General features: G+C 69.6%; 23 protein-coding genes. 13 read left to right on the top strand and 10 right to left on the bottom strand.

The window, feature by feature from the left end; genetic code table 11:
• Window positions 1–4: 4 nt before the first annotated feature.
• Window positions 5–238, top strand: coding sequence for a hypothetical protein (locus AB0L65_RS34775; RefSeq protein WP_185069775.1), 234 nt, complete (start codon window positions 5–7; stop codon window positions 236–238).
• On the opposite strand, the gene AB0L65_RS34770 is transcribed toward AB0L65_RS34775, so the two are convergent.
• Entirely contained in the window at window positions 235–1,515 is a 1,281-nt protein-coding gene (locus AB0L65_RS34770) for a TIGR04013 family B12-binding domain/radical SAM domain-containing protein (RefSeq protein ID WP_350732542.1), read from the bottom strand. The genes AB0L65_RS34775 and AB0L65_RS34770 overlap by 4 nt on opposite strands.
• A gap of 15 nt (window positions 1,516–1,530) precedes the next feature.
• Window positions 1,531–2,103 carry an NAD(P)H-dependent oxidoreductase gene (locus AB0L65_RS34765; RefSeq protein WP_364254065.1) on the bottom strand — a complete coding sequence of 191 codons (573 nt, stop codon included), beginning with the start codon at window positions 2,101–2,103 and terminating at the stop codon, window positions 1,531–1,533.
• 87 nt (window positions 2,104–2,190) lie between these two features.
• Between AB0L65_RS34765 and AB0L65_RS34760 the strand changes: the two genes are divergently transcribed.
• A complete protein-coding gene (locus AB0L65_RS34760) occupies window positions 2,191–2,523 on the top strand; it encodes a helix-turn-helix domain-containing protein (protein WP_357750773.1) in 333 nt (110 codons plus the stop codon).
• Window positions 2,524–2,535: 12 nt separating this feature from the next.
• Here AB0L65_RS34760 and AB0L65_RS34755 read toward each other — a convergent pair whose 3' ends face one another.
• Window positions 2,536–3,030, bottom strand: coding sequence for a hypothetical protein (locus AB0L65_RS34755; protein ID WP_364254062.1), 495 nt, complete (start codon window positions 3,028–3,030; stop codon window positions 2,536–2,538).
• A 181-nt stretch (window positions 3,031–3,211) separates the two neighbouring features.
• Between AB0L65_RS34755 and AB0L65_RS34750 the strand changes: the two genes are divergently transcribed.
• From AB0L65_RS34750 to AB0L65_RS34725, 6 genes are all read left to right on the top strand, one after another.
• Window positions 3,212–4,336 carry a S1 family peptidase gene (locus AB0L65_RS34750; RefSeq protein ID WP_364254059.1) on the top strand — a complete coding sequence of 375 codons (1,125 nt, stop codon included), beginning with the start codon at window positions 3,212–3,214 and terminating at the stop codon, window positions 4,334–4,336.
• Between the two features lie 137 nt (window positions 4,337–4,473).
• Window positions 4,474–4,851, top strand: coding sequence for a VOC family protein (locus tag AB0L65_RS34745; RefSeq protein WP_364254057.1), 378 nt, complete (start codon window positions 4,474–4,476; stop codon window positions 4,849–4,851).
• A gap of 17 nt (window positions 4,852–4,868) precedes the next feature.
• Entirely contained in the window at window positions 4,869–5,237 is a 369-nt protein-coding gene (locus tag AB0L65_RS34740; protein ID WP_364254054.1) for a VOC family protein, read from the top strand.
• A gap of 81 nt (window positions 5,238–5,318) precedes the next feature.
• Complete coding sequence (locus AB0L65_RS34735; protein WP_364254051.1) at window positions 5,319–6,005, top strand: DUF998 domain-containing protein; 687 nt, start codon at window positions 5,319–5,321, stop codon at window positions 6,003–6,005.
• 56 nt (window positions 6,006–6,061) lie between these two features.
• Window positions 6,062–8,425 (top strand): nitrate- and nitrite sensing domain-containing protein, encoded by a 2,364-nt coding sequence (locus AB0L65_RS34730; protein ID WP_364254048.1) that lies wholly within the window; start codon window positions 6,062–6,064, stop codon window positions 8,423–8,425.
• On the top strand, window positions 8,422–8,799 hold the full coding sequence (locus AB0L65_RS34725; RefSeq protein ID WP_363977211.1) for a DUF742 domain-containing protein: 378 nt from the start codon (window positions 8,422–8,424) through the stop codon (window positions 8,797–8,799). The genes AB0L65_RS34730 and AB0L65_RS34725 overlap by 4 nt, the downstream gene beginning before the upstream one ends.
• On the opposite strand, the gene AB0L65_RS34720 is transcribed toward AB0L65_RS34725, so the two are convergent.
• From AB0L65_RS34720 to AB0L65_RS34700, 5 genes are all read right to left on the bottom strand, one after another.
• A complete protein-coding gene (locus AB0L65_RS34720; protein ID WP_350732556.1) occupies window positions 8,796–9,368 on the bottom strand; it encodes an ATP/GTP-binding protein in 573 nt (190 codons plus the stop codon). The two genes, AB0L65_RS34725 and AB0L65_RS34720, sit on opposite strands and share 4 nt — an antisense overlap.
• Window positions 9,349–9,711, bottom strand: a complete 363-nt coding sequence (locus AB0L65_RS34715; protein ID WP_350732557.1) for a DUF742 domain-containing protein — start codon at window positions 9,709–9,711, stop codon at window positions 9,349–9,351. The genes AB0L65_RS34720 and AB0L65_RS34715 overlap by 20 nt, the downstream gene beginning before the upstream one ends.
• Window positions 9,708–10,115 carry a roadblock/LC7 domain-containing protein gene (locus tag AB0L65_RS34710; protein WP_350732559.1) on the bottom strand — a complete coding sequence of 136 codons (408 nt, stop codon included), beginning with the start codon at window positions 10,113–10,115 and terminating at the stop codon, window positions 9,708–9,710. Before AB0L65_RS34710 ends, AB0L65_RS34715 begins: the two co-directional genes overlap by 4 nt.
• A gap of 13 nt (window positions 10,116–10,128) precedes the next feature.
• Window positions 10,129–12,255 carry a nitrate- and nitrite sensing domain-containing protein gene (locus AB0L65_RS34705; protein ID WP_364254045.1) on the bottom strand — a complete coding sequence of 709 codons (2,127 nt, stop codon included), beginning with the start codon at window positions 12,253–12,255 and terminating at the stop codon, window positions 10,129–10,131.
• Between the two features lie 167 nt (window positions 12,256–12,422).
• On the bottom strand, window positions 12,423–13,280 hold the full coding sequence (locus tag AB0L65_RS34700) for a PrsW family glutamic-type intramembrane protease (RefSeq protein WP_364254042.1): 858 nt from the start codon (window positions 13,278–13,280) through the stop codon (window positions 12,423–12,425).
• Between the two features lie 226 nt (window positions 13,281–13,506).
• Between AB0L65_RS34700 and AB0L65_RS34695 the strand changes: the two genes are divergently transcribed.
• From AB0L65_RS34695 to AB0L65_RS34680, 4 genes are all read left to right on the top strand, one after another.
• Window positions 13,507–13,707 (top strand): hypothetical protein, encoded by a 201-nt coding sequence (locus AB0L65_RS34695; protein WP_350732563.1) that lies wholly within the window; start codon window positions 13,507–13,509, stop codon window positions 13,705–13,707.
• A gap of 14 nt (window positions 13,708–13,721) precedes the next feature.
• Complete coding sequence (locus tag AB0L65_RS34690) at window positions 13,722–15,194, top strand: SPFH domain-containing protein (protein ID WP_364254039.1); 1,473 nt, start codon at window positions 13,722–13,724, stop codon at window positions 15,192–15,194.
• 80 nt (window positions 15,195–15,274) lie between these two features.
• Window positions 15,275–16,606: an SPFH domain-containing protein gene (locus AB0L65_RS34685; protein ID WP_364254036.1), complete on the top strand. Its 1,332-nt coding sequence runs from the start codon at window positions 15,275–15,277 to the stop codon at window positions 16,604–16,606.
• A gap of 74 nt (window positions 16,607–16,680) precedes the next feature.
• Window positions 16,681–17,361, top strand: coding sequence for a hypothetical protein (locus AB0L65_RS34680; protein WP_364254033.1), 681 nt, complete (start codon window positions 16,681–16,683; stop codon window positions 17,359–17,361).
• A gap of 119 nt (window positions 17,362–17,480) precedes the next feature.
• Here AB0L65_RS34680 and AB0L65_RS34675 read toward each other — a convergent pair whose 3' ends face one another.
• Window positions 17,481–19,517, bottom strand: a complete 2,037-nt coding sequence (locus tag AB0L65_RS34675) for a glycosyltransferase (protein ID WP_364254030.1) — start codon at window positions 19,515–19,517, stop codon at window positions 17,481–17,483.
• A 54-nt stretch (window positions 19,518–19,571) separates the two neighbouring features.
• On the bottom strand, window positions 19,572–20,702 hold the full coding sequence (gene wecB / locus AB0L65_RS34670) for a UDP-N-acetylglucosamine 2-epimerase (non-hydrolyzing) (protein WP_364254027.1): 1,131 nt from the start codon (window positions 20,700–20,702) through the stop codon (window positions 19,572–19,574).
• A gap of 176 nt (window positions 20,703–20,878) precedes the next feature.
• On the opposite strand from wecB, the gene AB0L65_RS34665 reads away from it, so the two are divergent.
• Window positions 20,879–22,426, top strand: coding sequence for a glycosyltransferase family 4 protein (locus tag AB0L65_RS34665; protein WP_364254024.1), 1,548 nt, complete (start codon window positions 20,879–20,881; stop codon window positions 22,424–22,426).
• Window positions 22,427–22,473: the final 47 nt, after the last annotated feature.

Raw genomic sequence — 22,473 nt, 5'->3', positions numbered from 1 at the left:
GGTCATGCCAAGCGATCCTGACCACGTGCTCGACGCCATCGACGGTGTCGTCGACGAGTGGGAGACGCTGAGCGCGGACGCCATGCGCTGGTCGCCTCCCGAAACCAAGAGTCCCGACTTCCTGACCGAGGTGACGGAGATCTTCGGTCCGCTGGTCAACGCGTTCGCGCAGGCGCTGCGTCCCGTCAGCGACGCGTTCGAGCGGGTCATGCACACCTTCGACGACGACGATCACTAGCCGGTGCGCCGGCGCCGTGCCCGGCGCGGGTAGGCCTTGGCCGTCTCGGCCAGCCGTACGGCGTGTTCGGCCTGCTTGCGCCAGTGCCCGTAGGCGTCGCCGCGCTGCGCCAGCCGGTCCAGCTCGCTCATGGTCGCCAGCGGGATGAACGCGGGCTCGGCGTCCCGCCACGGTGTGCCGGGCAGCGGCATGAACGTGTGGGTGTGGATGCGGGCCCCCAGCTCGGCCAGGTCGGAGGCGAGCTTCAGCGACTGCTCCTGGTCCTCCTCGGTCTCGCCCGGCATGCCGAAGATGAAGTCGACGTTCGGCCGGAAGCCGTGCTCGACGGCGATCCTGACGGCGTCGCGCACCGGTGAGGTGTCGTGGCCGCGGCCCGAGGCGGCCAGCACCTTGTCGGAGCCGGACTGGGCGCCGATGATCAGGTTGTCGTTGGCCACGTAGCGCTTGAGCATGCGCATGGCCTCGGGGCTGACGTGCTCGGGCCGTACCTCTGAGGGGAAGCTCCCGAAGAACACCCGGCCGCGCGGCGGCAGCTCCTCCTTGACCCCGGCCAGCAGCTCCTCCACCTTGCCCAGGTCGGGATCGGGCCCGGGGGAGCCGTACGAGAGCGAGGTCGGCGTGATGAAGCGGATGTCGCGCAGGCCCCTGTCGACCATCCCGCGCACGTGCTCGCGCACGCTGGCGACCGAGCGGTGGCGGAACTGCCCGCCGAACATGAACGGCGTCTGGCAGAAGCGGCAGGTGTAGCGGCAGCCGCGGGTGATCTCGATCGGCCCGTTCCGGCCCACGAAGGAGGGGAACGCGTCGAGCGGCAGCTGCGGCGCCGGCCTCGTGCGCAGGGCGACGCCGTCGGCGTCCTTGATCGCCAGCCCCGGCACCGAGGTGAGCGGCTCGTCCTGCTGGAGCGCCCGGACGAGGGAGATGATCGTGGTCTCGCCCTCGCCGATCCCCGCCAGGTCCCAGCCCGCGTCGATGACCTGCTGCGGCTCGGCCGTGGCGTGCACGCCGCCCGCGATGTGCAGCCCCCGGCCGCCGCTCAGCGACCTGACCGTGGCCAGCTCGGCGGCCATGGCCTCGGCGTCGGGCGAGTAGAACGACCAGAGCACGAGCACGCGGTCGGCCTGGCTGGCCGTGATGTGCTCCGCGGTCTCCTCAGGGGTGGTGCCGAGTCTCAGCTCGTGCTCCACCCCGGCGCTCTCCAGCGCGGCGAGCAGCGCGTGCACGCCGTACGTCACCGCCTTGCGGTAACGGACCACCACACCCACAGCCAGTGCCACGTCCGGCAGCGTAGCTCAGGCGACGCGCATCGAACGCAACGCGCCGGTCAGCTTGGCCAGCTCGGCGAGCATGGCGTCGGCGGCGGAGTCCATGACGTCGTTGGCGTGCAGCTTGCCGTCCTCGCCGATGAACTGGGAGTAGAACGGGATGTTCACCGCCTCCAGCACCGGGATCATCCTCAGCGTGCTGGTGACCTGGCGCAGGCTGTTCGCGGCGCGGGTGCCGCCGGAGACGCCGCCGTAGCTGACGAACCCGGCCGCCTTGTGCTGCCACTCGTGGTGCAGGTAGTCGAGGGCGTTCTTCAGCACGGCGTTGAAGCTGTGGTTGTACTCGGGGGTCACGAACACGTACGCGTCGCCCCGTTCGACGGTGGCGCTCCACTCCTTGGTGTGCGCGTTCACATACTGCTTGAGCCGGGGGTGGTTGGGCTCGTCCAGGAACGGCAGCGCGACCTCCGCCAGGTCGATCAGCTCGACCTCGAACAGTCCCGACTCCACGGCCTTGCCGTGGAACCACTCGGCGATGGGACGTCCGGCACGGCCGGGACGGGTGCTGGCGACGACGATCTGCAGGACCGGCTTGCCCATGGCATGCTCCTTCACTCAGGCGGTGTAGCTACTCAACATTATTGAGCTACTACATATTTCTGAGCAAGCGCTGGTAGAATTTGTGGCATGAGTCTCGATTCGGTCTGCGCGCGCTTCCACATCGCCTTAGAGCTGATCGGCGCCCGGTGGTCGGGCGCGGTGATCCACATGATCTTCAAGGGCGCCCACCGGTACGCCGACCTCAAGGCGGCCATCCCCGGCATCAACGACACGATGCTGGCCCGGCGGCTGCGCGAGTTGGAGAGCGCCGGGCTCATCGAGCGCCGCGTGCTGCCCACGTCGCCGGTGCGCGTCGAATACCACCTGACCGAGATGGGGCAGGAGCTGCGGCCGGTGCTGGACGAGCTGGTGACCTGGGCGCACAAGTGGATCCCGCTGCCGGAGGCCAAGTCCGCCTGACGGTCCCGGCCCTCAGTGGTGGGAGGACGGGATCCGCTTGGGCAGCGGCGGCGGCTCCGGGGCCTCCAGCGGAGGCGGGGGCGGCGGGAGCGGGTCGGTCCTGGTCGCCCGCCAGCGTGAGGGGAAGAGCGAGGCGGTCAGCAGGATGCACCCCGTGGGGAGCGACCAGGTGTAGAGCAGGGCCATGTAGCCCTCGAGAAACTGGCTCGGCACGTCGTCGAACCCCATCCGGTGGTCACCGCCCAGAGCCATGCGCACCAGCGCCGCTCCGATGAAACCGAGGAAGGCCAGGCCGGGCAGCAGCGAGGCGAGCGGCGAGATCCTCGACCCGGCCAGTACTCCGATGAGGACCACCGTCCCGACGTACACGGCCAGCACGACCCAGTCGACGGTCATGGCCGCCGTCTGGCGATAACGCGCGACCCCGATGATGAAACCGGTTGCAATGAGCGGGGTGGCCAGCAGTCCCGCGCCGGCGCCGAGCAGATGGCGAACACCGTTTCGCAAAGAGAACACCTCCAGCCACGGGACCATACCGACCTACCAGGCTGCTCACCTTTTAGGCGATAAATCGGTCCAAAGCCTGTGTCCGAAAAGACCCCATAACACCGAAATAGAGGCTCTTTGGCATGCTGGCAGGCGCCTTAGCAACCGTTAGCTTGACAGCACCCCCACCCGAGGAGTGCACATGTCGAGTAAACGCTGTGCGTTGGTTGGCGGCGTCATCCTCGCCGCCTGCCTGGCCACCCCCCTCAGCCCCGCAGCAGCCGACCCGGCGCCTCAATCCGCCTCTCCATCCCTTCCCCCGTCCGTCGTGGACGCGCTCGAACGGGACCTCGGACTCTCCGAGCAGCAGGTCAACGCCCGCCTGGCCAACGAGGAACGCGCCGCGTCCACGCAGGCCACGCTCACCTCCCAGCTCGGCGCGTCGTACGGCGGCGCCTGGCTGAACGACGACGCCTCCAAGTTCCTGGTCGCCACCACCGACCCCAACGCCACCGGCACCATCAAGGCGCAGGGCGCCGAGCCGGTCGTGGTCGCGCGCTCGCTCGCCCAGCTCGACGCGGTCGTGCAGCAGCTCGACCAGGCGCCGAAGAAGGCCCAGGCCGGGGCGGCGCTCTGGTTCGTGGACGTGAAGACCAACAGCGTCGCCATCCAGGCGCCCACGGTGGAGGCCGCCGAGGGCCTGGCCAAGGCCGCGGGCGTGGACAGGAGCGCGGTCAGCGTGTCGGCGACCGCCGAGCGGCCCGTGCCGCTCATCAACATCATCGGCGGCGCCCCGTTCTACATCGGCTCCAGCCGCTGCAGCGTCGGCTTCTCGGTCACCAGGGGCAGCACCCCCGGCTTCGTCACCGCCGGGCACTGCCGCGTGGCCACCAACACCACCAACCCGACGGGCACCTTCCAGGGCGCCTCCTTCCCGGGTAACGACTACGCGTGGGTCGCCGCTCCCGGCAACACCGCGCAGCCGTGGGTACGCGGCTCCGGCGGCGCGAACGTGATCGTCCGCGGCTCCACCCAGGCCGCGGTGGGCTCGTCCATCTGCCGCTCCGGTTCGACCACCGGCTGGCGCTGCGGCACCATCCAGCAGCACAACGCCACGGTCACCTACCCGCAGGGCACCGTCACCGGCCTGACCCGCACCAGCGCCTGCGCCGAGCCCGGCGACTCCGGCGGCTCGTTCATCTCGGGCAGCCAGGCCCAGGGCGTCACCTCGGGCGGCTCCGGCAACTGCTCCGTCGGCGGGACCACGTACCACCAGCCCGTCAACGAGATCCTGAGCGTCTACGGGCTCACCCTCCGCACAGGCTGACCTAACGGCGCCGAACTCCGCGCGGCACGCCCGGCTGGGCGCGCCGCGCGGAGGTTTTTTGCGTTCAGCGATGAGTTCTCCCGCCCTGTCCGGTCTGTCTGATGGAAAGCACGTCAACACCATCGGAGGAGCTCGCGATGAGGCGACCCGTTCTCGGCAGCATGCTGCTCGCCAGCACGAACCCCGAGCGTCTGCGCACCTGGTACGTCAACGCCCTCGACCCGGAGGACAACTCCGACGTCGGCGGGTACGGGGTGCTCAAGTTCGGCGAGTTCTACCTGTTCATCGACACGCGGACGGATGTGTCGGACAAGAACCCCGAGCCCGGCAGGGTGATCCTGAACTTCGACGTGGCCGACGCCCGCGCGGTCGCCGCGCGCATGGACAGCGCGGGCGTGACGTGGCTGGCGGAGGTCGAGGACCGCGACGGCAGCCTGTTCGCCACCGCGATCGACCCGGACGGCAACTACGTCCAGATCATCCAGCTCAGCGAGGCCCATCGGGCAGGCATGTGAAGTAGGGGGAGGCGATCATGTTCGGGACCACGAAGGCGTTCAGCGGTTTCTCGGTGAACGACATAGCGGCGGCCGGGCGGTTCTACGGGGAGACCCTGGGGCTGCGCGTGTCGGAGGAGCACGGGCTGCTGACGCTCCACATCGCTGGGGGCGCCGACATCCTGATCTACCCGAAGGAGAACCACACCCCGGCCACGTTCACGATCCTCAACTTCCCGGTCGAGGACATCGACAAGGCGGTGGACGAGCTGGCGGGGCGGGGGGTGCGCTTCGAGCGCTACGAGGGCTTCCCGCAGGACGCGAAGGGCGTTATGCGCGGTGAGGGCGGTCCCATCGCCTGGTTCACGGACCCGGCGGGGAACGTGCTATCGGTCATACAGCCGTGACCACCCCTCAGGGTCGGGTCAGGGTCGGCTCGGGGACGGAGCCCGATGTGAGAGGGCCGCCCCCGGCGGGAGAGTTGCCTCATGACCGCAGTGAAGAGGCTCTCCCCCCTGATCGCCTGTGCCGCGATCCTGTTCTCGGTGGTCGCCGTGCTGGTCGGGCAGTTCGGGCCCGACCCTCAGCTCGACCCCATGAACATGACCGTCAGCGAATACGCCGTGTCCGACCGCGGGGGCGTCACGGAGGTCGCCATGGCGGTGCTCGGGTTGGGGTCCCTGGCGCTGCTCCTGGGGTTGCGGGCGGCCGGGGCGCCGGTGCGGGGGATGCCTCAGTGGTTGCTGGGGGTGTGGTCCGGGGCTCTGGTCGTTGCGGCCCTGGTCCCGACCACACCCCTCGGGGTGGATCTCGACCTCGCGGCCCAGATCCACCGGTACGTGTCCGTCGCGGCGTTCGTGAGCCTGCCCGCCGCCGGGCTGTTGATGGTGCCCAGACTGGGCTCAGACGCCCGCTGGAAGCCTGTGGCGCGGGTGGTGGAGTGGGTGACCCTGGCCGGGGGGTTCGGGCTGCTGGCGATCACGTACGTGGCCCTGCCCGGCGAGCGGGTGATGATCGGTCTCGTCGAGCGGTTGCTGCTGGGTGCCGAGGTGACGTTGCTGGGCGTGCTGGCCGCGTGGCTGGCGTGGCTGACCTGGCGTCCGGTCAGCCGGCGGGCTGCTGCGCAACATGCGGATTTCCTGACATATCACAGATTTATCGCAAGTCGATCTTAAAACCACCTGTTTCGATGCTATTCTCTCCCGCGATCTTCTATCCGGGAGCGGGTGTCATGGCATCGGGCAGATCCATCAGATTCAAGATCTCGACGCTGCTCGTCATCCCCTTGGTCTCCCTGGTCGCACTCTGGGGCTTCGCCGCGAGCACCACGTCGGGGGACGCGCTCAACCTGCTCAAGGTCGAGACGATCTGGACGGGCGTCATCAACAACGCCGACGGCCTGATCTCCAACCTCCAGACCGAGCGCCTGGCCTCCGCCGAGCGGATCGCGGGCACGGTCAGGGACCCCGACGCGCTGAACAAGGCACGGGCCAAGGTCGACAACAACCGCAAGACGCTGCGCGAGCGCGCCATGTCCGAGGACGTGCAGTCGGCGCTCACGCAGGACATGAAGACCCAGCTCCAGAACGTCTTCGAGGCGATCAACCGGATCCCGGACATCCGCCGCAAGGTGGACGACCGCAAGCTCACCCCCGGCACCCTCGTCACCGAGTACGCGAAGGTCTCCGACGAGATCCACCTGCTGTACTCCAGGATGATGGTCAGCACCGACCTCCAGATGGCACTCCAGGCGCAGGGCCTGATCGCCGCCGACGAGGTACGCGAGCTGCTGAGCCGGGAGCACGCGCTGATCGTCGCCAGTAACGGCCGGATGACCATGCACGCCGACCTCCACCTGCTGGCCGGCCTGGACAACACCCGGACGTACCTGTTCCCCAAGGCCCTGGCCAACCTCGACACCGAGCTGCGGGCCCCGTTCGAGAAGCTGTACTACTCCCCGCGCTACGGCACCATGGAGAACCTGCTGGAGAGCTACATCTCCGGCCAGCCGGTGGACGTCGAGCTGTGGCGGGGCGTGTCCGAGCAGGTCCAGAAGGAATACCGCGACGCCGTCTGGCGCACCGGCGACAAGCTGCTGGCCAGGATGGAGCCCGCGGGCATCGGCATCGTGGTGCGGGCCGCCATCGCGGGCGCGCTCGGCCTCATCGCCGTCATCTTCTCCATCGTCATCTCGATCAAGGTCGGCCGCAGGCTCACCCGCGAGATGAGGACGCTGCGCCGTACCGCGCTGGACCTGGCCGAGATCAGGCTGCCGGACGTCGTGACGAAGCTGCGCAAGGGCGAGAGCGTGGACATCGCCACCGAGGCGCCGCCCATCACGGTGGGCCGAGGCTCGACCAGCGAGGTCACCGACCTGGCCGCGGCGTTCGACAGCGTGCAGAGCACGGCCGTGGACGCGGCCGTCGAGCAGGCCAGGCTGCGCGAGGGCGTGTCGCAGGCGCTGCGCAACCTCGCCAGGCGCAGCCAGTCGCTGCTGCAGCGCCAGCTCAAGATGCTCGACGAGATGCAGCGCCAGACGGAGGAGCCGGAGGCGCTGGAGCGCCTGTTCAGGCTCGACCACCTGACCACCCGCATGCGCCGCCACGCCGAGGGCCTGGTGCTGCTCTCGGGCGGCGCGGCGGGCCGCAGGTGGCGCGGCGTCATCCCGATCGAGGACGTGCTGAGCGGCGCGGCGGCCCAGGTCGAGGAGTACACCCGGGTCCGCGTCTACCCGATGAACGAGTGCGGCGTCTCGGGCGCGGCGGTGGCCGACCTCATGCACCTGTTCGCCGAGCTGATCGAGAACGCCGCCTCCTTCTCCTCGCCCAGCAACGAGGTCTCCGTACGCGGTGAGATGGTCGGCCGGGGCTTCGCGGTCGAGATCGAGGACCGCGGCCTGGGCATGGACGATGCCGCCCGCAGGGGCATCAACGCGCGCCTGGCCAGCCCGCAGGAGTTCGACCCCTCCCAGACCGAACGGCTGGGTTTCGCGGTGGTCGGCATGCTCGCGGCCAGGCACGGCGTCAAGGTGACGCTCAAGCCCTCGCCGTACGGCGGCACCACCGCCATCGTGCTCGTGCCCGGCTCCCTGGTGGAGCCCATGGCGACCCCGGTGCAGCCGCTGGAGTTCGAGTCCGTCTCGGTCTCGGTGGTCCGGCAGGAGCCCACGGGGCCGGGCGAGCTGCCGCGCCGGGTCCGTACCAGCAAGCGGGGCCAGCAGGCGGGCGGGACCGGCCCCGTGGCCGTGCCCCAGCAGGCGTCACAGCAGCAGACAGGCGGCGGCCCGGTGGCCCTGCCGCAGCAGCAGGAGCCCGACCTGCCGCGCCGCCAGCGGCAGCGGGAGACCGGGCTGCCACAGCGTGACCGCCAGAGGGAGACGGGGCTCCCGCAGCGCGAGCGGCAGAGGGAGACCGGCTTGCCGCAGCGCGAGCGGCAGGCGGACCTGCCGCAGCGGCTCAAGCAGACACCGCCACCGGCGCCGCCGGCCGAGGAGCGCTCACCAGAGGAGACCAGGGCGCTGCTCTCCTCGCTCCAGTCGGGCTGGCAGCGCGGGCGGCAGGACGCCAGTGACCAGGATGGGGGATCTCAATCGTGAGCGGCGAGCACGAGTGGGTCGATGAGGAGGCGGGGCCCGTCGTGCGGCCGTACGCGGTCGCGCGTGGGCGCACCAGGCCCACTTCCTCCAACGCGCTCGACCTGCTGGCGACCGTCGCCGGGACGGGGCTGCCCGTCCCGGCCAAGGCGGAGCTCAGCGCTCAGCACCGGCGGTTGCTGGGCGTCGTGGCAGGTCAGACCAGGCCCGTCGCCGAGGTCGCCTCGGATCTGGGCCTGCCTGTCGGCGTCGTGAGAGTGCTGCTGGGCGACCTGCTCGACCACGGACTGGTCACGGTCCGCCCGCCGCGCGACAAGGCCGCGACGCCCACGGAGAGCCTGCTCCGAGAGGTGATCAACGGCCTCAGGGCGCTCTAGTTCGCTGAGGTCAGCGTCCGCAGGGAGTGCTCCACGAGGGCGATCATGACTTCCTTGGCGGAGGTGCGCCGCCGCACGTCGCACAGCATGACCGGCACGTCGTCGTCCAGGTCGAGCGCGATGCGCACGTCCTCGACGCTGTGCCGCGCCGCCCCCTCGAAGCAGTTGACGGCCACCACGAACGGCGTGCCGCGCTGCTCGAAGTAGTCGACGGACGGGAAGCAGTCGGTCAGCCGGCGCGTGTCCGCGATGACGACGGCGCCCAGCGCGCCGTAGGACAGCTCGTCCCACATGAACCAGAACCGCTCCTGCCCGGGCGTCCCGAACAGGTACACGACCAGCCCGTCGCGGATCGTGATGCGGCCGAAGTCCATCGCCACGGTCGTGGTGTTCTTGGCCTCCACGCCGTCGAGGTCGTCGATCCCGATCCCACGGTCGGAGAGCACCTCTTCCGTGCGCAGCGGCTTGATCTCGCTGACCGCCCCGACCAGTGTGGTCTTGCCGACGCCGAACCCCCCTGCGATGAGAATCTTCAGCGCGACGGGGTCCTCAGAGAGCACGGAGTCCATTGATCACTTCCTTGAGAATGCGCTCATTCGACCGCGACCCTCCGGATGAGGGCGACGACACCGAGATGAGCCCGTGGTCACGCATGTCGCCCAGCAGGACCCGGACGACGCCGACGGGCAGGTCGAGCTCGACGGCCAGGTCGGCCACCGAGATCGGATTGCGTGCTGCCCGCAGGATGAGCTGCTGTTCGGGACCGAGCTCGCCAGGCGGGTCGCCGACGGCGCGCACGGTTGCCACGAGGTCGAACGTGTCCCCTGAGGAACGCGTACGGCCGCGGATGAGAGCATAGGGCCGAACGACGGGCCCCGCGTCCTCATCGAACCACTGCGGGCTATCGCTCATGACGCTCCAGCGCGCGGATTGGTGGTGATGTGCTGGCCAACCCGCTTGACCAGCATCGCCATCTCGTAGGCGATGTGGCCGACGTCCACGTTCGCATCGGCGATCACGGCCAGGCAGGTGCCCTGTCCCGCCGCTGTCACGAACAGGAAGGCCGACTCCATCTCCACAATGGTCTGACGCACGTCGCCACCGCCGAAATGGCGTCCGGTGCCACGGGCCAGGCTCTGGAACCCGGCCGCAACCGCCGACAGATGCTCGGCGTCCTCCCGGATCAAGCCCTTCGAGTACCCAATCGCGAGGCCGTCGGTCGACAAGATGACGGCCTGGCGCACCGCGGCGACCCTGGTGGCAAGATCGTCCAGCAGCCAGTTGAGCTCACCGGTGTTGGTGGTCGGCAAAGTCATGCATCCCCCTTACTCATGGCCCCTCCTCAGAGGCTTCTTCTCGGGCGCGTTGGGTCCCCCGCTGGAACGCGGAGAACAAGTCCCTTACCTCGTCAGGAGAGCGTTCGGGCGGCGGCTCCTGGCCACGCGGCTCCTGCTCGGGAGCCCGCTCCTGCCCGAGCGGCGGGCTCTCCTTGAGCTGCGGCGCCAGGTTGGTCTGGCGCACCCGTCTGGGCAGTCCCGCGTGCGTGCCGGAGGTCACCACGGCGAGCGCCTTCTTCCGCGTACGGCTCGGCAGATCGGCCTTGCCGTCGATGTCGCCCGCCTCCAGCGCCGCCTGCTCGGTCACCATCGAACGCGGCACGAGCACGATGGCCGTCGTCCCGCCGAAGGGCGACCGCCGCAGCAGCACCTTGATCCCGTACTGTTGCGCCAGCTTGGCCACCACGAACAGGCCCAGCCTGTCGCTGTCGGCCAGGTCGAACTCCGGAGGCGCGGCCATCCGCGTGTTGAACGCCGAGTACTCGGCGACCGACAGCCCGAGCCCGCGGTCCTCCACCTCGATGACGTATCCGTTGCTCACCAGGTCGCCGCGCACCTGGACCGTGGTGTCCGGCGGCGAGTAGATGGTGGCGTTCTCGACCAGTTCGGCCACCAGGTGGGTGAGGTCGGCGGCGGCGGTGCCGTCGACCGCGGCGACCGGCATGCCCTCGACGGTGACTCTGGTGTAGTCCTCGATCTCGGCGATGGCCGCGCGGACGATGTCGATCACGGGCACCGGCTTGCGCCAGGCCCGTCCCGGCGCGGACCCGGAGAGGATCATCAGGCTCTCCGCGTGCCGGCGCATGCGGGTGGTCAGGTGGTCGAGGCGGAAGAGCTCCTCGAGCCGGTCGGGGTCGTGCGTACGGCGCTGCATGGCGTCCAGCAGCGACAGCTGCCGGTGCAGCAGGCCCTGCTTGCGCCGGGCGAGGTTGAGGAAGACCTGGCCGACCCCGCGCCGCATCGCGGCCTGGCCGACCGCCGCCGTCACGGCGGTGCGCTGCACGGAGCCGAAGGCCCTGGCGACGTCGCTGATCTCGGCAGAACCGTGCACCTTGATCGCCTTGGCCTCCTTCCGCACGTCGACGTCCTCGCCCCTGCGCAGCCGCTCGACGATGTCGGGCAGCCGGCTCTGCGACAGCTCGATCGCGGCGGTGCGCAGCCCGGCCAGCTCGCCGGCCAGGCGGCGACCGAAGCGTACAGAGATGATGATCGACGCGAGCACGGCGATCAAGCCCACGCCGCCGGCGACGGAGATCTTGACGATGGTGGAGGTCGCGGCCTCGGACGTGCGCGTGGCCAGCACGCCGGCGGAGGAGGAGCCGAGCTGGTCGAGCCGCGAGGTGAGCTGGTCGACGGCCTCGGTCCACGCTTCGGCGGTGGGGGGCGGGCTGCCGGTCTTGATGATCCGCGCCTCCATGGTGGCGAAGGTCTGGAACGTCTCGGTGGCGAAGACCTGCTCGTACGGCCGGCGCAGCGTCACGTCGAGCCCGGCCAGGCCGCGCGCGTGGAGGAACTTCCTGGAGGCGGCGTACTCGGTGAAGGCGGAGACCTCGGGCGCGGTGAGCCGGCGGTCGGCCAGCGCCCCGATGATGAGCGCGTGCTCCCTGGCGATGTACTCCCTGGCCATGCCCATGGCCTGCAGCGAGGACGCCTGCTGGAAGATCGTCAGATCGGAGACGGAGACCAGGTGGTCGTAGAGGGTGAAGATCCCGTCGAGGATGCGGTTGTACTCGTTCAGCCCGGCCAGCCGGGAGCCGAGGCCGCCGTCGATGTCGGCCCTGATCGCCGCGAGGCGGCCGAGGGCGGATTCGAGGGTGTCGAGCGGCAGTCGCAGGTCGTCGCCGACCGAGCCGCCGGCCTCCATGACGGCCAGCTTGAAGTTGGTGACCGACCGGTCGGTGCGGGCGCGCTGGGCGCTGAGCACCGAGGTGAGCTTACGCGTAGTGAGCGTCTCGGCTGAGCGCACCCGCTCGGCCTGCAGCTGTAGTCCCAGGTCCGTGGAGGTGACGCCGATAGTCCGATAGAGCGTGTTCGCGCGGAGCAGTGACTGGGCGTCGCCCATGGTGAGGTTGAGGACGAAACCCCAGAGCGCGCTCAGAGACAGAAGGGGTAGCAGCAACAATAAGAAGATCTTGAACCGAATTGACCGGTTTCGCGAGCCCATGTCCCAACCTCGAGTCGGGGGCATTTCCACACCTTGTGTAAATACACCTCCGGAAGATCGCATAGGAGACTAGCACCGTTTATGGTTCCGGCGCAGTGGGAGGAACACGTTCATTACCGTGATTATTGGGACAAGATCTCGCGATCGCGACGCGCTCTGGCGGCGAGCGTCCGCAGCCACAGCAGCGCTACCAGGGAGATCGCGATGAGCCCGGCCCAGTTGACCATGGTGTACACGTGCACCTGCCACGCGGTCACGTTCGGGACCCGGCCGATGCGTAGGAGCTCCCACTGCCACGGCTGGCCGGTCAGCACGAGCGTGATCGCGATCGCGATGGCGGTCATGGAGTCCCAGAGGGCGTGCAGCAGCGAGACGCCGAGGTAGGCCAGGACGACGGAGCCGGTGATCCGGCCGCGCGCCGCGAACAGCACGCCGCCCGCGATGGCCGTCCACAGGCCGTGCCCGACGGGCGACAGGATGCCGCGCAGCACCTCGGTCTCGACGAGCTGGGACAGCGACAGGCCGTCGGCGGTGAAGAGGGCGTTGAAGGCGTACCCGGCGCTCTCGAACGCGGCGAAGCCGAAGCCGACGGTGGCGCCGAGCACGATGCCGTCCCGGGCGGAACGCCGGGCCATCCTCCTGGTGACGAACATCAGCGCGCCGAGCTTCACGCCCTCCTCGATGAGGCCGACGAGGACGTACATGACGATCGACGGGCGGATCAGCAGGCTCTCGAGGAGGGAGGCGCCGAGCACCCCCAACACGCCGCCCACCACGAACGCCACGAACAGCAGCTCGACCGTCACCTGCGGCGAGCGGTCGCGCCCGTACGCCCACACCACGAACGTCACTGGCACCAGGAAGCTGCCGAACAGCACCACGGTCGGCACGAGGTTGGAGTTGGCCGTCCAGGCGGTGACCGCGACGCTGGCCAGCCACAAGACGAACCCGATCAGGAAGACCCGCGGCCACAGCTTCACAGCGCCCTCACCTCCACCGCGCGGAGGGCTGCCGTGACGGCGCCGCCAGGCCGAGCCCAAACCGTCGAACCGCGAATACCCCGTTCCTCAGGCGCCAATCGTCGTCTCAAGGGCCGATCGTCCCGAATGTCCGAGTATCCGGGCCCGCCGGAATCTTTCTTGCGGCCTATTACCGCGAATGCTCGTTTGGAGTAGCGTCCGGAATATCGCGAGCGGGGGGAGTCAGGTGGTCGGCAAGCAGGGCAGGGTCACGGGAAAGATCGGCCCAGGGCTCGTCGGCGAGGTCATGATCCCGGTCAGGGGCGGCGTGGAGGCGTTCTACGCGCATCCCAGCGTGCCCGACGAGGAGTTCCTGACCGGATCCATCGTGGTCGTGGTCGAGTACTTCCCCCCGCGGACCGTCTACGTGGTCAGGGCGCTCGTCTGAGGGAGGCCGCTCCGATGTCCCCCGAGTTCTACATCGCCGCCGGCGGCATCGTCGCCGCCGCAGTCATCATCATCCTGCTGTTCAAGGCCGTGTGGCGGGTCGCGGAACCCAACGAGGCCCTGATCATCTCCGGGCTGGGCGCCCGCCGTCGCGGCGAGGGCGTCGACAGCCTGGGCTTCAAGATCATCACAGGCAAGGGTACGGCGGTGCTGCCCGGGTTCCAGGCGGCCAGGCGGCTGCGGCTGGACACCAGGGCCGCCAACCTCCAGGTCTCCTGCGTCACCCAGCAGGGCATCCCCGTGCACATCCGCGGCGTGGTCATCTACAAGGTCGGCGACGACCTGTCCTCCATCGCCAACGCCGCCCGCCGCTTCCTCGACCAGCAGGACTTCATGACGAGCGCCATCCACGAGCTGTTCACCGGCCACCTGCGCTCGATCATCGGCAACCTCACCATCGAGGACCTCATACTCAACCGCGAGCGCCTGACCAGCGAGACCAGGGCCTCGGCCGCCGACGAGATGAGCAAGCTGGGCCTGATCGTCGACTCCCTGCAGATCCAGGAGATCGACGACGAGACCGGTTACATCGTCAACCTCGGCAAGCCGCACGCCGCCAAGGTCGCCTCCACCGCCCGCATCGCCCAGGCCCAGCGCGACCAGGAGGCCACCGAGGCCGAGCAGATCGCCGCCGCCAACATGGCCGCCGCCCGCCGCGACTCCCGCATCAAGGAGGCCTCCTACCAGGCCGAGATCGACCAGGCCCAGGCCACCGCCCGCCAGGCGGGCCCGCTGTCGGAGGCGACCGCCCGCCAGGAGGTGGTGGTCCAGGAGACGAGGGCCGCCGAGCTGGAGGCCAAGCTCGCCGAGCAGCGGCTGCAGTCGCAGGTGCGCAAGCCCGCCGACGCCAAGGCGTACGAGACCGTCACGCTCTCCCAGGCCGAGCGCGACGCCCGCATCGCGCAGGCGGAGGCCGAGGCCAGGGAGACCGAGCTGCGCGCCGCCGCGCAGGCCTCCCAGGTCAAGCTGGCCGCCGCGGCCGAGGCCGAGTCGGTACGGCTGCGCGGCGAGGCCGCGGGAGCCGCCACGAAGATCGCCGGTGAGGCGGAGGCCCAGGCCGCGCAGGCCCGCGGTCTGGCCCAGGCGGAGGCCGCCAAGGCGCTGGGCCTGGCCGAGGCCGAGGCGTCGTCGGCCAAGGGCCTGGCGGAGGCCCAGGCGATCAGGGCGCGCGCCCAGGCGCTGCAGGAGAACCAGGAGGCGGTCATCGCCCAGCAGCTCGCCGAGCGCTGGCCGGAGATCGTGGAGGCGGGCGCGAAGGCGTTCGGGAACGTGGACCACATGGTCGTGCTGAACGGCGCCCAGGGTGTCGAGGAATTGCTGGCCAAGGCCCTCACGCTCGGCGGCGCCGGGATCGGCCTGGCCAGGGCCCTGCTCAACGGCGCCACTCCCAATGGGACGGAGCCGGAAATATCTAGTAAAGCGCCTTGATCGGGCGTACCTTCTAATTTGGGGCGAGCCGGGAAGTCTGGTCGGCAACTTATACGACGACGTCCTCCCGGGAGCAGGTCATGGACTTAATGCTCGCAGGCATCATCGCCCTCATCGCGTTCATCTGCGTCGTGGCGTTCAAGCTGGTCTGGCGGGTCGCGGAGCCGAACGAGGCGATCCTCATCTCGGGCCTGGGCGCCCGCGGCCGGGAGACGCTCGGCTTCAAGATCGTCACGGGTAAGGGCGCGCTGGTCGTCCCGGGGTTCCAGACCGCGCGCCGCATGTCGCTCGACAGCCGCGTCTCCCAGCTCGAGGTCAAGTGCGTCACCAAGCAGGGCATCCCGGTGCACGTGCGCGGCGTGGTGATCTACAAGGTGGGCGACGACTTCGTCTCCATCGCCAACGCCGCCCGCCGCTTCCTCGACCAGCAGAAGACCGTGGACGAGAAGACGCACCAGCTCTTCTCGGGCCACCTGCGCTCGATCATCGGCAACCTCACGGTCGAGGACCTGATCGTCAACCGGGACGCGCTCACCAACGAGATCCGCACGTCGTCGGCCGACGAGATGAGCAAGCTCGGCCTGAACGTGGACTCCCTGCAGATCCAGGAGATCGACGACGCCACCGGCTACATCTCCAACCTCGGCCGCCCGCACGCGGCCGCCGTGGCCTCGCTGGCCAGGATCGCCGAGGCCCACCGCGACCAGGAGGCCAACGCCGCCGAGCAGGAGGCCGCCATCAAGAAGGCCGCCGCGGTCCGCGAGGCTCGCATCCAGCAGGCCGGCTACCAGGCCGAGATCGACCGGGCGTCGGCCGCGGCCAAGCAGGCGGGCCCGCTGGCCGAGGCCACCGCCCGCCAGGAGGTCGTGGTCCAGCAGACGACCGCCGCCGAACGCGAGGCCCTGCTCGCCGAGAAGCGGCTGGAGGGCGAGGTGCGCAGGCCCGCGGACGCCAGGGCGTACGAGCAGGTCACGCTCGCGGAGGCGGCGCGGCGCGCGGCGGTCTCCGAGGCGCAGGCCGAGGCCGAGGGCATCAGGCTGCGCGGCGAGGCGGAGTCGGAGGCGACCAGGCTGCGCGGCATCGCGGAGGCCGAGGCCGCGCGGGCCAAGGGCCTGGCGCAGGCGGAGGCCATCAAGGCCCGCGCGGAGGCGCTGGCGAGCAACCAGGAGGCGGTCGTCGCGCAGCAACTCGCCGAACGCTGGCCGGAAATCGTCGAGGCCGGCTCGAAGGCGTTCGGAAACGTCGAACACATGGTGGTCCTGAACGGCGCGCAGGGCGTCGAGGAAATGCTCGCCAAGGCGCTCACGCTCGGGGGTGCCGGATTGGGCCTGGCCAGAGCCCTGCTGAACGGCGGATCGCCAAACGGCAACGAACCGGAAATCGTTCGTAAAACCACTGAATCCCGCGAATAGCGACGTTACTCGGCTGTCCGGTCGTCCATTCCTCTAGCGTTTTGACAATGCCGCTGGAGCGAATTGGAGGACGAATGCTGAAGCCCATTTCCGGGATATTCCTGAGTTTGCTGGCTATTGCCGGATGTTCCGCCGACAAGGCCCCGTCGGCGGCGCCGGCGTCCGCCGCGTCGTCCGCGCCGCAGGCGTCCGCCGAGACGGCCCGGCTGCGCGCCGCCCTGCTGCCGGTGCCCAAGGGCATGCACGTCGCGTACGGACCCGAGCTGGGCGAGTTCGGCTCGCTCAAGTCCACCCAGCAGGGCCTCGCGGCCGTCCGCGCGGCCAAGCTGCAGCGGCCGGAATGCGCGGGCGCGGCCCAGCTCGACGCCGACAGTCCCGACGTCGCCAAGGCGCCGGCGGCGGTGATCGCCTTCGCCGCCGACCGCGGCTCGATCACGCAGGCCGTGGTGGCGCTGCCCGGGAAGGCCTTCCCGGCACCGCTGCCCAAGGAGTGCAACTCCTACACCGCGGACGTGAGCGGTACGCAGGTGACCTACAAGACGCGCATGCTCGCGATGCCGGCCAAGGGCGACGAGTCGCGGGCCTACCTCACGACGGCGGCGGGGGGCCAGAAGAACGCGCAGATCGGGTCGGTCATGATCCGGCGGGGGACGCTGATCATGAGCATGCTGGTGGTGGGGCAGCGGGTGAAGCCGCAGGGGCTCTACGAGCTCGCCCGCCTCGCCGACCAGAACCTGGCCCAGATCACCCACTGACCCGCCGCACCTCGGCTGAGGTCCTCCGGAACGGAGAGCGGCGCCCCCCGCTGCTCTCCTCAGAGGGACGCCCGCCGACGCGCGCCGGAAAGGGCCGTCGGCGGCGCCGGGGCGTGACCTCAGATGAGGACGTGGTCGTCCGGGCGGCCGACGAAGGAGAACTGGGCGTTGCGGGTCAGCTTGATGTGGTCCGCCTGCCAGGTGTGCATCGACGCGTCCGCGCTGCGCCAGTAGACGAAGTTGAAGCGGTCCGCCGAGTAGATCTTGACGGAGTCCTCCTTCAGCCGCCGCACCAGGTGGGTGTCCTCACCACGGGTGATGTCCGCGAAGCCGTACGAGCGGAACATGTCCGCCTTGCCGAGGAACGTACCGCCCTGGACCAGGAAGGAGTAGCGGTGCTCCAGCCCCGGCAGGCGGAGCATGGTCGTGTTGCTGCCCTCGAAGTACGCGTAGTGCGCCCCCTTGCCGACCAGCTCGGCGTCGGAGTAGTCGAACGCGCGCACCAGGTCCGACAGGTAGTGCTCCCCGTACAGGTTGTCGTCGTCCATCTTGGCGATCAGGTCGCCCTCGGCGGCCGAGATGCCCAGGTTCATGCACGCGCCGAGCGACAGGGACGCGTCGGCGGGCAGGACGACGACGTCCGTGATGCCCGCCATGCGGGCCTTGTCGGCGACCACGACCGGGTCGATGTCCAGCCCGTGCAGCACCATGACGAGCTGGAGCGGCCGGTGGATCTGGCGGGCCACGGAGGAGATGGCGTGTTCGATCTGGGAGGCGCGGTTGGTGGGCAGCACGACCGAGATCGAGCGCGACCTGGGCTGCACCTGGTGCCCGAGGTCCTGCAGGATCTGGTCCACGCGGTGCGAGAACAGGTGCTTGTCGAAGACCTCGCGCATCGCCAGGTGCCCCATCCTGGCCCGCAGCTCGGGGCTGTTGATCAGGTGCAGGACCTGGTTGTACGACTCGACCGGCTCGCGCGCGATGGGGACGAGGTCGCCGAAGGTCTCCTCGACGGCCCGTGACCACCCCGACACGACAGGCGTGGCGCAGGCGGACAGCTCGAAGACCCGGCGGGCGCACATGGTCGGCGAGTCCAGCACCGAGTTGACGTTGAGGAAGACCTTGTACATCCGGTACGCGGCCAGCATCTGGTCGTAGGGGAGCTCGCCCACGATGTGCGGCCGGTATTTCTCCGGCCAGGCGTACTTCTCGTCCACCTCGCCGTTGCGCGCGAAGATGTGCAGACCCAGCTCCCTGACCGGGTCGATGACGGTCTCCATCTGCTCGCGGCGCTCGGGGTGCTTGTCGCGGAAGTACATCCCGGCGAAGACCACGTCGTGCAGGCGTCCCTGCCGCTGCTGGATCGGGTTGTGGACGCGGGGCTGGGCCGCGAACTGCAGCACATCAACCCGATCGTGTCCCAAAATTTCCCGATATTTCGGCACCATGTCACCGTCGCAGGTGAACACGTAGTCGAACAGCTTGGCCGTGTCGATGAAGAAGTCGAAGTTCGGCGGGTCCTCCTTGTTCCAGAAGACCGTCGGGATGCCCTCCCGCCTGCACCAGGCCACCAGCTCGCGCAGCGGCTCCTTGGGCGCGTTGGTGCCGGTCATCTGGTAGCGCCAGCGACCCTGGTTCCCGTGCCAGGCCGACTCGCAGAACAGCAGGTCGGGACGCTTCTCGGCGAAGATCTCCGGCCAGTCCTTGAGCCCGAACTCGATCTGGTCCCACTCGTACTTGAAGGCCATCCGGGAGAAGTCGTCCAGGATCACCGCGACCTTCAGGTCCGGCCGGTTGACCGGCCCCTTCGGCCACTTCACGGCCGGCACCTCGACGAGCGGCGGCCGGTGGTTGGCCAGCTCGGTCGCCTCGGAGACCGGTACGGGCGGCTTCGGCGCCTTCTCCTTCGACCGGACCGCCTCGACGATCTTCCCCGGGCTCTTCGAGCCCAGGGCCTCGCCCAGCTTGTACGTCCGCTTCGCCTGCGTGGCCTCGAGCTTCCAGCTCGCGTACGCGGCCTTGGCCTCGGCGATCTCCAGACGCCGCCGCAGCTCCCTGACCTCGGCCTCGAATCGCTCGACTAGCTTGCGCTCCTCGGGCAGCCAGTTGACGGGCCCGAGCCGCTGGTACGTGGGCTCTTCAGGGGTTTCGGCCATGGTGATACGCCTATCGCTTAGCGGAGGTACGTCATGTTACGGGGGATACAGCCGCTATTCAGGGCGTTTGGCCTGAGAGGCGGGGGCGAGGTTGTCGCCCTTCAGCCAGGCGGAGATCACCCGCGCGATCCGCATCCCGGCCTTGCCGTCCCAGAGCACCGGCAGCTCGCCCGCCGGCGTGGCGGCGCCGTCGGCCAGCGCCTTCTCCGCGGCGGCCGGCAGGACGGTCGGCGTGACCAGGCGGTTCGTGCCGTGCGTGATCGTGATCGGCCGCTCGGTGTTGGGCCGCACGGTCAGGCAGGGGACGCCCAGCACGGTCGTCTCCTCCTGGACGCCGCCGGAGTCCGTGACCACCAGCGCGGCGCCGCGTACGAGTGAGAGAAAGTCCACATAGCCGAGCGGATCGACGACCTTGACCGACTCCCCGTCGACCAGGCCCGCCTCGGCCAGCCGCGCCTTGCCGCGCGGGTGGATCGGCACCACGATCGGGATCTGCCGCGAGACCTGCAGCACCGCGTCCACCAGCTCCTTGGCGGCCTCGGGGGTGTCCACGTTCGCGGGCCGGTGCAGGGTCGCCACGGCATAACGAGCCGGTATGGCCAGCCGCTCCACGACGGGCGCCGGGTCCAGCGACGGCATTGCCGAGTACAGGCTGTCGATCATGGGGTTGCCCACCAGGTGCACCTTGGACGCGGGCACGCCCTCGTTCGCCAGGTAGGCCAGGGCCTCGGGGGAGGTGGCGAAGAGCAGGTCGGCCAGCGCGTCGGTGACGACCCGGTTGACCTCCTCCGGCATGCCCCGGTCGAACGAGCGCAGCCCCGCCTCCACGTGCGCGGTCCTGACGCCCAGCTTGGAACAGACGAGGATCGCGGCCAGCGTCGAGTTCACGTCGCCGTAGACGACGACCAGGTCGGGGTCCTGCTCCTGGACGACCTCCTCCAGGCCGACGAGGAGCGCCGCGGTCTGCTTGGCGTGGCTGCCCGAGCCGACCCCCAGGTTCGCGACGGGCTCGGGGAGGCCGAGGTCGGCGAAGAAGACGTCCGACATCAGCGCGTCATAGTGCTGACCAGTGTGGATGATGCCCTGCCGCACGCCGAGTTCACCGAGTGCCCGCACCACCGGGGCCGCTTTCACGAAATTGGGACGGGCGCCCAATACGTGCAGGACCAGGGGGTTCTCCCTCATTGACCTCGCCTTTCATAGCGGAAGGGGAAAAACGTTGCCTATGGTACGGTCACCGCGTGGCATCCGACGCCAGTCGTCAAGACTCCTCCAAGGTTTCCGCGAAGTCCGCCCGAGCCGGCGTCGGTGGACTTCTCAAAGGTTTCGTTCAGCACCCGATCATCGTTTCCCGCGTCGTCGTGACGAAGGTCAAATCCGACCCCGTCCGGGTGGCCCAGGCCGCCGCCGACGCGCTTCCGCCCCGGCTGCGTCCCGTCGTGGGCAGCGTCGCCTGGCCCGTCGCCCGCCGCGCCCGGCGCATCGTGCGCAAGTTCGGCATGCGCGTGGTCAAGGGGCCGTGGAACGAGGCCAAAGAGCTGTGGGACGCCGGCAGGGTGACCGAGGCCGCCGAGGCGCTCGAAGCCCACACCAAGTACCCGTTCGTCAAGCGCAGGGCCGCCTACTACCGGGGCGAGCTGGCCGCGATCAGCCCTGACCCGATCCCGCCCGGGCCGAAGGTGGCCATCACCGACCGCGTCGCGGGCCGGGTGCTGCACATGGTCACGAACGCGCTGCCGTACACGCAGGCCGGGTACACGGTGCGCACGCACCGTATTGTCACCTCGCAGAAAGCCGCCGGGCTCGACCCGCACGTGGTCACCAGCTGGGGCTGGCCGATGCTGCAGGGGCACGCGGACGCGGCGCCGTTCGAGGAGATCGACGGCATCCCCTACTACCGGCTGCTGCCCGACGGCCACGGCGAGATGCCGTTCGAGACACGCGGGCGCATCATCAGGGGCGCCGACGCGGTCACCAAGCTCGTCACCGAGCTCAAGCCGCAGGTCCTGCACGCCGCCACCGACCACCGCAACGGCTCCATGGCCCACGCGGTGCGCGACAGGACGGGCACGCCGTTCGTCTACGAGGTACGCGGCTTCCTGGAGGAGACCTGGGCCTCGCGCGACCCGATCCGGGTGGGCAGCGAGCGGCAGGTGCTCCAGCGCGAGCGCGAGGCGTTCCTCATGCGGGAGGCCGACGCCGTGGTCACGCTGGCCGAGACCATGGCCACGGAGATCGTCGAGCGTGGCGTGCCGCGGGAGAAGATCCACCTGGCGCCCAACGCCGTGGACGACTCGCTGCTGACCGCCCACTACGACGGCGCCTCGTTCAGGAACGCCTACGGCATCGCCCCCGGCGAGATCGTCGTCGGCTCGGTGTCCAGCATCGTGGCCTACGAGGGCTTCGCCACCCTGCTGCGGGCCGCCGCGCTGCTGCGTGACGACGGCACCCCCGTAAAGGTCCTCATCGTGGGCGACGGCACCGAGCGCGAGAACCTTCTGGCGCTGGTCGACGAGTTGGGCCTCGGCGACGCCATCCTGCCGGGCCGGGTCGGCCCCGACGAGGCGTTGCAGGCGCAGGACGCCATCGACATCTTCGCCTGCCCGCGAGAGGACCTGCGGGTATGCCGACTTGTTACGCCATTGAAACCCGTCGAGGCGATGGCGCTCGGAAAGCCCGTCGTACTCAGCGATCTGCCCGCTCTGTCCGAGCTCGTGGGCTCGGACGGCGCCGGGATGCTCGTCCCTCCGGGCGACCCGGCCGCGCTCGCCAAGGCCATCGCGGGGCTCCGGGAGGACCCGGCCCGGCGCGCTGAGATGGGTGAGGCGGGACGGGCGGAAGTGGCGGCGAAGCGGACTTGGAGCCGCGTTGCCGAGACTTATCAAGCCCTATACCGGTCGCTTGCCTAATGTTGACCTTCGCGTTGGCTGTCACTTCTGACGTGTTCGGTCGCATT

This window comes from Nonomuraea sp. NPDC052116, assembly GCF_040680035.1.
Taxonomy (GTDB): Bacteria; Actinomycetota; Actinomycetes; order Streptosporangiales; family Streptosporangiaceae; genus Nonomuraea; species Nonomuraea angiospora_A.
The sequence above is the reverse complement of the archived record's forward strand: the minus strand, read 5'-3'. Positions and strand labels throughout refer to the sequence as shown.

Excerpts from the sequence above, each read along its gene's own strand:
- AB0L65_RS34730 (WP_364254048.1), top strand. The coding sequence starts at position 6,062 with ATGGCATCGGGCAGATCCATCAGATTCAAGATCTCGACGCTGCTCGTC.
- AB0L65_RS34715 (WP_350732557.1), bottom strand. The coding sequence starts at position 9,711 with ATGAGCGATAGCCCGCAGTGGTTCGATGAGGACGCGGGGCCCGTCGTT.
- AB0L65_RS34675 (WP_364254030.1), bottom strand. The coding sequence starts at position 19,517 with ATGGCCGAAACCCCTGAAGAGCCCACGTACCAGCGGCTCGGGCCCGTC.
- AB0L65_RS34710 (WP_350732559.1), bottom strand. The coding sequence starts at position 10,115 with ATGACTTTGCCGACCACCAACACCGGTGAGCTCAACTGGCTGCTGGAC.
- AB0L65_RS34750 (WP_364254059.1), top strand. The coding sequence starts at position 3,212 with ATGTCGAGTAAACGCTGTGCGTTGGTTGGCGGCGTCATCCTCGCCGCC.
- AB0L65_RS34720 (WP_350732556.1), bottom strand. The coding sequence starts at position 9,368 with ATGGACTCCGTGCTCTCTGAGGACCCCGTCGCGCTGAAGATTCTCATC.
- AB0L65_RS34775 (WP_185069775.1), top strand. The coding sequence starts at position 5 with ATGCCAAGCGATCCTGACCACGTGCTCGACGCCATCGACGGTGTCGTC.
- AB0L65_RS34760 (WP_357750773.1), top strand. The coding sequence starts at position 2,191 with ATGAGTCTCGATTCGGTCTGCGCGCGCTTCCACATCGCCTTAGAGCTG.
- AB0L65_RS34735 (WP_364254051.1), top strand. The coding sequence starts at position 5,319 with ATGACCGCAGTGAAGAGGCTCTCCCCCCTGATCGCCTGTGCCGCGATC.
- AB0L65_RS34690 (WP_364254039.1), top strand. The coding sequence starts at position 13,722 with ATGTCCCCCGAGTTCTACATCGCCGCCGGCGGCATCGTCGCCGCCGCA.
- AB0L65_RS34745 (WP_364254057.1), top strand. The coding sequence starts at position 4,474 with ATGAGGCGACCCGTTCTCGGCAGCATGCTGCTCGCCAGCACGAACCCC.
- AB0L65_RS34680 (WP_364254033.1), top strand. The coding sequence starts at position 16,681 with ATGCTGAAGCCCATTTCCGGGATATTCCTGAGTTTGCTGGCTATTGCC.
- wecB (WP_364254027.1), bottom strand. The coding sequence starts at position 20,702 with ATGAGGGAGAACCCCCTGGTCCTGCACGTATTGGGCGCCCGTCCCAAT.
- AB0L65_RS34740 (WP_364254054.1), top strand. The coding sequence starts at position 4,869 with ATGTTCGGGACCACGAAGGCGTTCAGCGGTTTCTCGGTGAACGACATA.
- AB0L65_RS34685 (WP_364254036.1), top strand. The coding sequence starts at position 15,275 with ATGGACTTAATGCTCGCAGGCATCATCGCCCTCATCGCGTTCATCTGC.
- AB0L65_RS34765 (WP_364254065.1), bottom strand. The coding sequence starts at position 2,103 with ATGGGCAAGCCGGTCCTGCAGATCGTCGTCGCCAGCACCCGTCCCGGC.